General features: G+C 55.4%; 2 protein-coding genes. Both read right to left on the bottom strand.

Going from position 1 to position 12496, the window contains the following annotated elements:
* Nucleotides 1-3 precede the first annotated feature (3 nt).
* Entirely contained in the window at nucleotides 4-984 is a 981-nt protein-coding gene (locus HP435_RS09315) for an RCC1 domain-containing protein (protein ID WP_122966898.1), read from the bottom strand.
* A 16-nt stretch (nucleotides 985-1000) separates the two neighbouring features.
* A complete protein-coding gene (locus HP435_RS09310; protein ID WP_229049881.1) occupies nucleotides 1001-12448 on the bottom strand; it encodes an Ig-like domain-containing protein in 11448 nt (3815 codons plus the stop codon).
* Nucleotides 12449-12496: the final 48 nt, after the last annotated feature.

Genomic DNA, 12496 nt, shown 5'->3' with positions numbered 1-12496 from the left:
TGGTTAGGGGAGTGTGATTTGGATGGGTTTGTTGCTATGAGTAGTTGTGCCGTTGCCGAGTGAGCCATAGTCACCAGATCCCCAAGCATAAATGGTTCCATCTTTTTTTCTGGCTAAGCCACGATCCGCATTAGCCCCGCTAGCAATTTCTTCAACGTCAGTTAAATCGATTACTTGCACTGGTGCGTATCTGTTTTTATTCGTACCATCACCTAATTGGCCAAAATAATTGTCTCCCCAAGCGTAAACATTTCCATCTATATCAAGGGCATAGCCGCATACACTTCCTGCCGCCACCGACACAATATTGGAAAGAGAGACTATTTTTGTTGGAGATGGTACGTTATTGGTGTGGTTTAAACCTAGTTGACCAAATTTATTTGCCCCCCATGCCCAGACAGTTCCGTCTTTTTTGACAGCAAGATTAACTCCTTGCCCCGCAGCAATATCCTTTACATCGTCGATATCTGCTACTTTAATAGGCTGCTGATAGTTGCTGTCTAAAAATGATCCCCACATCCAAACTGTCCCATCTTTTTTCAGGGCTAATCCATGAGAAGATCCGGCAGCTATCTCGACTATGTCGGTGAGACCAACTGCTTGAACTGGAGTAATACTGCTGTTTGTTGTCCCGTCCCCCAGCTGGCCTGAGCTATTATTCCCCCAGCTCCAGACTGTTCCATCAGATTTTAAAGCCATGCTATACTCACTTCCTGCTGAAATGCGCGTAACGTTTATCAATCCTTTTACCAGAACCGGCACATTCTTTCGAACCGTAGTGCCATCTCCTAGCTGACCACTAGTATTGTCCCCCCACGCCCAAACTGTTCCATCTTCCTTCAAAGCAAGAGAGTGCTTATTCCCCGCAGCACTGCTCACCATACTATCTGCTGCATGTGCAGGATTTTGTGCGAGGGCAAGAATGGTCATCGATGCTAAAAACAGATTGGTTACTCTTTTGACAATCGTGCTTCTTTTTTTCATTTTGTTTACCTCCATGCTATTGTCCATTCGTTTGAACAGGAACTAACCTGTTTATAGTTGTGCTGTCTCCCAGCTGTCCTTTGTCATTTCGGCCCCATGCCCAGGCTGTTCCATCTTCCTTGATCATCAGGGCATGATAGCTACCTGTTGACAGGCGTTTGGCTTGAGGGGCTATTTCTTTGACCTGTACAGGAATTGTGAGCATTTGGTTGTAATAACGAACCGTAATCGTCGCTGTCCCTGCTGTTCCTCCGGCTGTAATTACACCTGTCGCATTTACGGCAGCGATTTCGGGATGGCTACTTTCATACGTTGCTTGCGTCGTTACATCTTGCGAGTCGCCGCTTGCATAGGTTGCCGTTACTTTCAACGGCTTGTTTTGTTCTGGAAGCAACTGGATAGAGCTTGGGACTGCTATCAACTGGTTGGGCGTAATCACTCGTACACTTGCTACTGGCGTTGTCCGGTTTTGTGTCGTGCCGTCTCCCAGTTGTCCTTTGTCGTTTCGACCCCATGCCCAGGCTGTTCCATCTTCCTTGATCATCAGGGCGTGATAGCTACCTGTTGACAGGCGTTTGGCTTGAGGAGCTATTTCTTTGACCTGTACTGAAACCGTGAGTGTCTTGTTGTAATAACGAACTGTAATCGTTGCTGTCCCTGCTGTTCCTCCGGCTGTAATTACACCTGTCGCATTTACGGCAGCGATTTCGGGATGGCTACTTTCATACGTTGCTTGCGTCGTTACATCTTGCGAGTCGCCGCTTGCATAGGTTGCCGTTACTTTCAACGGCTTGCTTTGTGCTGGAAGCAACTGGATGGAGCTTGGGACTGCTATCAACTGGTTGGGCGTGATCACTCGTACACTTGCTACTGGCGTTGTCCGGTTTTGTGTCGTGCCGTCTCCCAGTTGTCCTTTGTCGTTTCGCCCCCATGCCCAGGCTGTTCCATCTTCCTTGATCATCAGGGCGTGATAGCTACCTGTTGACAGGCGTTTGGCTTGAGGGGCTATTTCTTTGACCTGTACTGGGACGCTTATTGTCTGGTTGTAATAGCGAACCATAATCGTTGCTGTCCCTACTGTGCCTCCGGCTGTAACTACACCTGTCGCATCTACGGCAGCGATTTCGGGATAGCTGCTTTCATACGTTGCTTGCGTTGTTACATCTTGTGAATCGCCGCTTGCATAGGTTGCCGTTACTTTCAACGGCTTGTTTTGTGCTGGAAGCAACTGGATGGAGCTTGGGACTGCTATCAACTGGTTGGGCGTGATCACTCGTACACTTGCTACTGGCGTTGTCCGGTTTTGTGTCGTGCCGTCTCCCAGTTGTCCTTTGTCGTTTCGCCCCCATGCCCAGGCTGTTCCATCTTCCTTGATCATCAGGGCGTGATAGCTACCTGTTGACAGGCGTTTGGCTTGAGGGGCTATTTCTTTGACCTGTACTGGGACGCTTATTGTCTGGTTGTAATAGCGAACCATAATCGTTGCTGTCCCTACTGTGCCTCCGGCTGTAACTACACCTGTCGCATCTACGGCAGCGATTTCGGGATAGCTGCTTTCATACGTTGCTTGCGTTGTTACATCTTGTGAATCGCCGCTTGCATAGGTTGCCGTTACTTTCAACGGCTTGCTTTGCGCTGGAAGCAATTGGATGGAACTTGGGACTGCTACCAACTGGTTGGGCGTGATCACTCGTACACTTGCTACTGGTGTCGTCTGATTTTGTGTCGTGCCGTCTCCCAGTTGTCCTTTGTCGTTTCGACCCCATGCCCACACGATTCCGTCTTCCTTGACTATCAGGACGTGATCACTACCCGTTGACAACCTCCGTACCTTGCTACCTGGTTCCGTTCCTTCGATTACTTTCACCGCCACGCTCCGCTGCTTGCCGGAAAATGCTGCGGTAAGCGTCGCCGTTCCTGCTTTTTTAGCTGTCAGCAAACCGCCCGTACTTACCGATGCGATGGACGGGTCATCGACAGTGTACTGGGCCTTGTCGGTAATGTCGGACTCTGTTCCATCTGCGTGTACAGCCTTGACTGCGAGCTGCTTCGTCGCATGTTCCAGCAAGGTAATGGCTTCCGGAACGATCTTGATGTCCACTACCGCGTTCTCCGCCGTGACGACAACGGGTACGTTGACGCTCACGCCTTCATAGGTCACAGTGAGGCTCGTACTTCCTGCCTGGACAGCGGTGACGAGTCCGTCAGGCTGGACGGTTGCTGTGGCTGGATCTTGCGACAAGTACGTAACTTGTTTGGATACGTCTGCCGTTTTGCCGTCTTGGTAGGTGGCCGTTACTTGCAAGGTTTGCGTTTTGCCTACCAGAAGATCCAGTTGGGCAGGGGTTACGGTCAAGCTCTGGACGGGCTCCCGGGCTTCTGTGATTTGAACGGGCACAGAGACCGTTTTGCCGCCAAACGTAATCGTAATCGTCGTGGAGCCTACTGCCACTCCCGTAATCAATCCAGTCGCTGAAACCGTGGCAATCGCGGGTTGGGCGATTTGGTAGGTGGCTTGGCTGGTCACATCGGTCACCTTGTTATCGCTATACGTTGCTTTGACTTCCAGTTGCTGGGTTGCACCCTTTTTCATGCTGACGGACTCTGGACGAACGGCGAGCGTCTGCAAGCTGACGACACTTCCCGTGACCGGAATCGAGATGCTCTTTCCGCCATATTGGACCGTAATTTGCGCCGTGCCTTCCGCCAGTGCTGTAACTACACCGCTGCTACTTACGGAAGCAATCGTGGCGTTGCTGCTGGTGTACGTGGCCTTTTGGGAAACATTTTCTTCCGTGCCGTCTTGGTAGGTTGCCGTTACTTGCAGGGTCTGTGCTTTTCCTATCAAAAGCTCCAGTTTGACAGGCGTTACGGTCAGACTCTGCACAGGCTCCTGAGCTTCTGTGACCTGTACAGGCACAGAGACGGTTTTACCGCCAAAAGATACGGTCATCGTCGTAGAGCCAACTGCTGTTCCTGTGATCAACCCAGTCGCTGAAACTGTGGCAATCGCGGGTTGGGCGATTTGGTACGAAGCTTGGCTGGTCACATCGGTCACCTTGTTATCGCTATACGTTGCTTTGACTTCCAGTTGCTGGGTTGCACCCTTTTTCACGCTGACGGACTCCGGACGAACCGAGATCGTCTGCAAGGTGACGACCGTTCCTGTCACCGTGACGGGAACGGACAGGCTTTTCGCTCCGTAGGTGACCTGGATGGTTGTCGTTCCGGCGGCAGTTGCCACCACGCCTCCCATGCCATCGACCGAGGCAATCGCAGGGTTGCCGCTGGTGTATTGGGCTTTGACCGAAACGTTTTCCTCGACTCCGTTGGAATACTGTGCGTAGATGCTCAGTTGTCCCTTGTTTCCGGCTGCCAGCGAAAGCTGCGCGGGACTGGCTTTCAGTCCCAGCAAGTAGGCTCCCTGCACCGTTACTTGAGCGGAAGCGCTTTTGCCGTTATAGGAAGCGGTAATCGTCGCGGTTCCCGGGGCGATCCCGGTCACGACGCCCTGGCTACTCACCTGCGCCACCGATGGACTGGAGGAAGAAAAGCTGGCGACGCTGTTGATGTCTTTGCTGCTGCCATCGGTGTAGTAGGCGGTGGCGTACACGCGCTGGATTTGTCCTTCTGCCAGGGTCGTTTGCGCCGGGCTCAGGCTGATGGACGACAAAGAGATCGCCGGAGCGCTTACGGTAATCGTGAGTGTCTTCGTTTGTCCGCCATAGTACAGCCGTGCCTGGGTGGTTCCGCCGTTGACGGCGTAGACACGCCCGTTACTGATGTAGGCTACGGATGGATTTTCCACGATAACCGTCACTTGCGAGGTGACATCCACCTGACTGCCATTTTCCAGCGTCGCGGTTACCTGGATGGACGCCGAGCCGCCGGAGGACACATCCACTTTGTCCGAATCGAGCTTTAATGCGGTTGCCTTTGGCTGAGGCGAGACGGCTTGCTTGACGCTTTTGAGCAAGTTTCCGTTCTCATCGTGGGTGAAGGTGACGCTGTTGGCGCCGTTTTCCTTGATCGCCGTGATCCGGTTGTTGGCATCGTAGACGTATTCATACAGCGTGCCTCCTGCCAGTGGGGCAAAGACGGTAAACGACAGGCTAAGCGCAGTGGTGTCGTTGTTGGTCAGCCGGACGGTGTAGCTGCCGGATGCCAACTCGTACACGGCCTCGGCCTCGCTTGGCTTTTGCTTCGGACTGACGAGCGTGCCGTTGGACAGCATAGCGACCGTCGGGTATTTGCTGCTTGGATTTTTCAGTTGGACCACGGTGCGGTAGGTTCCAGGGATCAGCGCATTCATGGACAGCTCGACCGATTGCCCGGCTGGAATCGTGAGTTCCTTGGCCTGGTTGAACACAATCGCTTCTCCGCTCGCCTTGGCCAGGAGCGTCGCGTACAAGGAGCTGCGGGACTGGACGGACAGATAGTACGTTTTGCCTGCGACCAGTGCCGCGCTGACACTCCCGTTTTCACCGGAAGCGATTTGGTCCGGCGTTTGCAGGGACGCGCTGCGGAACACCGCGATTTTCCCTGCGGCGAGGGAACTGGAATCGTTGGTCAACGTAAACTGGTACGTGCCGCTCGTTTTGGCGGTGAGCTTGAAATATTTCGCCTGCTCCGCCGGGTAGTACATGCGAATCGGGCTGTTTTCCTGCAACAACGTGAAGTTTTCCTCCGCAGGCAGCGTCTCGACGGAAATCGAAGCCGGGTAGCTGCTGATTCCGGATGGGCTGTAGGCCCACAGCATGATCGTATAGGCGCGGCCTGGCTGGAGGCCGGAGAACGTATAGCTGGTGACGTTCCCTACATCTCGCGCCAGAGGATGGTTATCCAGGCGGATCTGGTAGGTGCTGGCGCCAGGACTTGGGTTCCAGTACACCGTGATGGCGTTCTTGGTCGGCTCGGTCTTGACAATGACCGGCGCTCCCGGTTTCCGTTCGACGACCAGGACTCCGCTGTAAGAAGCGGCTCGACCGCTTGCGCTGCGTACCTCCGTATTCGTATACGTACCTTCGCCCAGCTCCTGGCCCAGCCAGCTCATACTCCAATAACCAGCTGAACCAGTCGTGGTCGTCGTTTTCTTGGCATACGTCGCCGGGTAAATCGTTCCTGTGAGCGTGTCTCCTGCCTGCAAGCGGCTGTACGTGCCGTCCAGGGTAAAGGTTTCCTTCAAGTCGATAATGCGCTTCTCTGTAGGGGTGTAGACTGCCAGCTCTGGGAGGTGATCCACCAGACGAGCCGAGTAGACTTGCGGCTCCGACCAGGCTCCGCGGTTATCTTGGGCCTGTGCGGTCCAATAGATGGTCCGAAACAGCATGTCTTTGGTGATGGGAAATTGGTAGCGACTCGAGGTTCGCTTGGCCTGATTATCCTCGGGGAGGTTCTCCATTGTCTCTCCCACCTCATTCCCACCCGGCGTCCAGCCGACCCGAAGTTTCCGTGCCACCAGCTTGTCTGTAGCATCCTTTTCCACAATCGAGTAGGTGATAAGTCCGGTGTTTCCTGAGTAAATGACATCAAATTCCGTGCTCTCCATGATGGGCGCCGTATTGCCGTACAAAATCTTGAAATTCCGTTTGATCGTGGAGCCTTCCACGTACGACGGCACACCGCTAATGTTCAAAACGGTACGCAGCCGCGCTTCCACCGTAGCGTTTTTGGTAATCATGGATGTGTCCATCTCATACGAACGGGTTTTGGTAGACAGCTTCTCCTTGATCGTCGGCGTGAGTTGTCCCGATTGCGTAATATAAATCGTCAATTCCTGACTCGTTATTTTGTCCCCATACACACTGAATGGATAGTCTGGCGAGTAATCCCAGGTGAATACGATGCGATCTCCCAAATGAAACTCGGCGTTGTTCGCGGGGCTCTTCCAGGTTGCCTCGATATAGACCGGGTCTTTTTCCTTGGCCTGTGCGCGCATATCCAGGGTGAAGTCCACCTGCTGTACAGGAGACAGGCCCTGCTTCTGATCGGTGGCCCAGACTTTCAGGGAGTATACGTCGTCTGGCTGCAGGTCTTGCACCGGAGCATGGTACAAAAAGGCGGAGGCGTTTTCTGACGCCAGGAACGAAGCGATCTGGTGCACTTCCCCTTCGTCGATTTGATACCAGAGGCTGACGCGATCCCCCAGATTCGGGTCCATGACCCAACCGGAAAGGGGAATCACATCCTGTCCGTTCACCTGATCGATGACTTTTCCCGTAACGGGGGTGGTGACGTACACACGCGGCGCGGCATGATCCGGGATGTTCGTGGAGAGATAGTCAATCTCCGGGGTCCATTTGAATGAATCCCCCACCTCGGTTTCTTTGGCCTGCGCCTGGAAATACAGCTTGTCTCCTGCCTCAACTTCCAGCTCTTGCGCTAGCTCCACCCCAACCTGATCGTTGAACGCAATGGACTGCCAGCCTGCCGACGGCCAGATTTGGGTATCGTTTTTCAAAAGGCGGAGGTTAACGCCGTCTCCTTCGCTTCCTTCGAGCATGGACGCCCAGCCGCCGACGTGAATCTTCCCGGAACGCGGCGCTTCCCAGCGAATGACCGGATCGGAGCCGCCGATTTTCATCCACGTATTCCCGATGATCGTCTCGCCTTGCGGGCTTTTCCACTGCTCGCTTTCCTGGTTCCACATAAGCTCGGTGTAGCGCTCTTCCTTGGCCTCCAAATAGGACCAGTTGTGTTTGCCCTGTTCCTTGGAAAATTGCAGCCAGTAGCGATTTTCTTCGGTGATCGCCTCGACAATCGTGACGGTTCTCTCCAGGTTGGTTTGTTTTCCGTCTTTTTCGGTAACCCGAACGGTCAGCTTGTGCGTTCCCTTTGGCTGCTCCTCTGCACGCAGCCCGTAGGAAAAGCCTGGCTTCGCGCCTTGGCTGCCCGGGTACGTGCGCAGCACATCGGGGCGCTCGGTGCCGTACAACGCCTCGCCCAAAACGGTTTCGTCCAGCAGCACCTCGATTTTGTCCAACTCGCCCTCGGGGAGGAACCAACCCGTGACGAGGTAGTTTCCGCTGATGACTTCGTTGTCTGACGGCGTGTCGATTTCTCCACCGTGGCTCGGTCCGTCTCCTTGGACCTGCACCGGATACGTCTGCACGATTCCGGCATACGATACGCGCAGATGCGTGTTTCCTGGCATCAGGCCCGTGATCAAGCCTGTCGACGCCTCGATTTTGGTGAGGGCCGGGTTCTCAAACGCGTACGTCGCTTCGGCGGTGACGTCTTTTGTGCTGTTGTCACGATGGGTGGCGGTCAGTTGGAAGGTCACGGTCTTGTCTTTTTCCAGCGCGATCGAGGTGAGATTGGCGGTCAGTTTGGCAACGGGACCAATGACCACGTCTCTTTCCAGCACAAGGCTTTCCTGTCCCGTCTGATTCGTGGCGCGGATGGTCAGCTTGTGCGTGCCTTCGGCGAACGGAAGCGTGTCCCATTGGTAGCGGAACCCGGCGTTTGCCTGGCGGTAATGCGGATACAGCGCCGCAATATCCGGGCGAGGTTCGCCGTATTCGGCGGTGCCCACAGCTTGTCCATCCACGAGTACCTCGACTTTGGCGATGCCAGACGGGTCGAGCAGCCAGCCTTGGACGGTGGTCACGCCACCGATGACAGCGCGGTCAAATGGCAGCTCTAATTGCCCTTTTGGCTGCGTGGACCCGGCTTCTGTCTCTGTCACGGTGATCGGGATGGTAACGGATTGCCCGCCGTAGCTTGCGACTACGTTGGTCTGGCCGACTTGCAGCCCCGTTACCACACCGAGAGGGCTGATGTGGATGATCTCAGCCTTTTCTGCCGTGTACTGTGCTTCTCCTGTGATCTCTTTGGTCGTTTGCTCCGTCAGTAGCGCGGAGATGGTCAGCTTTTTGCTGGAATCTTTCGGCAAGGTGACGGTTGGCTCTTGTGGCTGCAAACGAAGGATCGGGGGTTGTTTCCCGATGACGAAGCGTTTTTCTGGCAACGGATGCGACTTGCCTTCCGGGTCAATGGCCACCACGGCAACGGTATGCTCCCCGGCTGGCAGGTCGGATCCCTCCAGCGTCAGGCTAAAACCGGCGTGGCTGTTTGCATACTCCGGGTGCAGCAAGGCGATATCCGGGCGAGCGATGCCTGCTTTTGCTTCGCCTTTCTTCGTTCCGTCCACCAACACTTCGTAACGCGTAATAGGTGTCGTCGCTAAAAACCATCCGGCGATCGTGCTTGTGCCCTCGATGACAGCTCCCTGGACGGGCGTCTCCAATTCGCCCATTGCGGACAGTGGTCCGGCTTCCGTGACGGTGATGGGGATCGAGAGGCTCTGCTGTCCGTAGGTAATGGTCAAGTTTGCCGTGCCTGGTGTAATGGCGGTGACGAGGCCATCTGCGTTTACTTTCGCTACGGAGAGGTTATCTACGGTGTAGCGTGCCAGTTTGCTGACATCATGCTCGCTTTCGTCGTCGAGAATGGCCTTGACCACGAGTAGATGCGTTTTGCCTGCCGTCAAGCTTAGCGCGGTGCTGTTGGCCTGAAGACTTTTCGCTGGCAAAAGCGGAACGACGTGGATCTTTCTTTCCCCAAGCATCGTCTGCGTCCCGTCTTGGCCCGTTCCGCGTACGGAAAGCGTATGCGTTCCTTCCTGGAGCTTGCCCGTATCGAGATCGAATTGATAGCCGATATCGTGATTCGGCGAGGAGACATCCGTGATCTCTACTTCTGGACGGGGTATGCCGTAGGCGGCTTCCCCTTGGAGGATACCGTCTACCAGCACTTCCACCTTGGCGACTCCGCCCGAGTGGAAATACCAGCCCGTAATCGGGTACACGCCGCTAATGGTCGCGTTGTCCGGTGGGGTATCGATTCCGCCTTGGATGAAGCCTGCCGCTTCCCGTACCGTTACGGGAACGGTCAGCACATGCTCCTGGTAGTGGACGGTGATGGTCGTTTGTCCGGCTTCTAATCCCGTGACCATTCCGCTTGGCGAAATACTGGCCACATGCGGATGGTCTGCGGCATAGGTCGCTCCTGCGGTCACGTCTTTTGTCTCTTGATCGGAAAGGACAGCCGAAATGCGCAGCTGTTGCGTTTTCCCGCGAGCCACCTCTACTTTTTCAGGCGCAGCCGAGATGCTTGTCGTTGGCTGTTCTTGTTCAACTAGGATAGCTCGCTCCGCCAGCACATGTTCCGTGCCGTCGTTGCTGACAGCCGTTACTTTCAATACATGCGCTCCTTCTTGCCCAGCGCTTGTCTGGAAAAGGAACTGAAAACCTGCCGCCGGATTGCGGTAGTCCGGGTAAGCTGTTTCGATGTCGCGACGGGCAAGCCCGTACTGCGCATCCCCCAGCCGCGTTCCGTCCAGTTGCACCTCGATCTTCGCCACTCCGGCCGGGTCCAAGTACCAGCCTTCCACCAGCACTTGACCCGCTACGGTGGCGTTGTTTGCCGGGCGCTCCACTTCCCCGCGCGCAGGGAGCGGCGTTTCTTCCTTGACCTGTACCGGGATGACCAGCGTCTTGGCTTCGTAGGTGACGGTAAGGTTTGTGCTGCCAACTCCAACCGCTTGCACGACTCCCGTCTCGCTCACGGTAGCAACTCCCGGGTCAGAGGAAACATAGGTCGCCTGCTGCGTCACGTCTTGGACCGAGCGATCCTCCAAAATGACGGATATCTTCAACGGATGGCTATTGCCAGGAGCCAACTCCAGCTTCTGGACATCCGCCTGCAAGCCCTCCGGCAACGGCGTTTCCCCGACATAAAAGGATCGGCCCTCAATGGTCGTTTTCTCGCCAGCCGCATTTTCTATGATCACCGCAAGTGTATGCGCTCCGCTCGCTAGTGTTTGCGTGTCCAGTTGGAACGTAAACCCTGCGTTTGGATTGCCATACGCCGGATATTTCGCCGCGATATCCGGTCGTGGCTGACCGTACTGCGCTTCTCCTGCGTCAGCCCCATCCACTTGGATGCGAATGCTCGCCACTCCCGCAGAATCGAGATACCACCCTTTTCCATTCAACAGGCCGCTCGTCCATTCGCCATTTTCCGGACTATCCAGCCCTGCCAGTGGACGCAGCGGTTCCGGCGGGGTCACCGTAACGGAAATCTCGAAGTGATGTCCTTCCAACTCTCCCGTTACTTTGGTTTCGCCCGGCCCGACGCCGCTTACCACGCCCGCAGCACTTACCTTGGCAATGGCCTCATCCTGCACGGCATAGCTGACCCGCTTGGCCACGTCTTGCTCCGAACCATCTGTGCGCTTGGCTGTGACTTTGAGCGGATGGCTTTCCCCCTGTGCCAGCTTGAGTTCTGAAACAGAAGGCAAAAGCGCTGCGATTTCCGCAGAACTTTCCCCTTGACCCAGCGCCTTTTCCAGATGGACCAGCCCTTTGCCGTAAAAACGGGACTCGCCCAGCGGCGTAGCGCTTTTCGTCAACAGATCGCGCAGCTCAGCGCTAGAAATGTTTCCTTTCGCCGACCAAATCACGGCCGCCGCCCCCGCTACGTGCGGAGCAGCGAGCGAAGTGCCTGATCTCGTCTGAAAATCTCCACCAGGCGCGGTACTCCGGATATCCACCCCTGGCGCCATGAGGTCCAGCTCTTTTCCGACACTGGAAAAATCGGCGCGCTGATCTTCCTGGTCAACCGCACCGACCGAAATCGTTTCCGCATACTGGGCTGGAAACAGCTCGGTTTCTTCGCCCAAGCCCCGGTTGCCCGCCGCCGCAATGACCAAAATACCGTGCTCGTTCGCCCGTTTGATCTGGTCGTGCAAGGCGCGGCTGTTCACATAACCGCCCGCGCTGATCGAGAGGATGTTCATCCGGTTTTGAATCGCCCATTCGATCCCCTGGATCATGCTGGAGTAGGTCCCGTGGCCTTTTTTGTCCAACACTTTAATCGCGTACAATTCCGCTTCCGGCGCGACGCCGACGATACCAAAATCGTTATCCTGGGCGGCGATGACTCCCGCTACAGCCGTACCGTGGCCGTGCTGGTCGCCAAAATCGTCCTCTCCTTCGATGTAGGACACACCGCCCTTGATCTCCAAGTCTGGGTGGGCAGAAATCCCGGTATCCAATACCCCGATTTTGATGCGTTGCCCTTTGTACTGCTGGCTGTGCGCAGCGGCGGCACCGATATGCTCGACACCCCACGGCACTTGCTGACTTTGACCTGGCGGGAGACTTGCTTCCGCCAGCTCGGTTTCGCTGTCTTCTTCGATGTAGGCGACATGTTCGTCTTCCAGCATCGCTTGTTTCTCGCTTTCGGTCAGTTCGGCGACCACGATTTGTCCGGTGAGTGGCTCCACCGATGACCGCTGGATCGCCCAGACCTTAGCGCGTTCCTGTTTCTTGAAGCCGATCAGGTACGTCTTGCTGTCCGCACTCGCCGCCGCATGCGCGGGAACGAGCTGCAAAAGCAGGAGCGACACCAGGAGGAACGCTTGGAACATACTGAATAAACGGAGGAAGGCCTGGTTCATTCACGTGACTCCTTATCTGGATTGATTTGTTGGTTGCGGCTGTGTCAT

Source organism: Brevibacillus sp. HD3.3A (assembly GCF_013284375.2).
GTDB lineage: Bacteria > Bacillota > Bacilli > Brevibacillales > Brevibacillaceae > Brevibacillus > Brevibacillus parabrevis.
The sequence above is the reverse complement of the archived record's forward strand: the minus strand, read 5'-3'. Positions and strand labels throughout refer to the sequence as shown.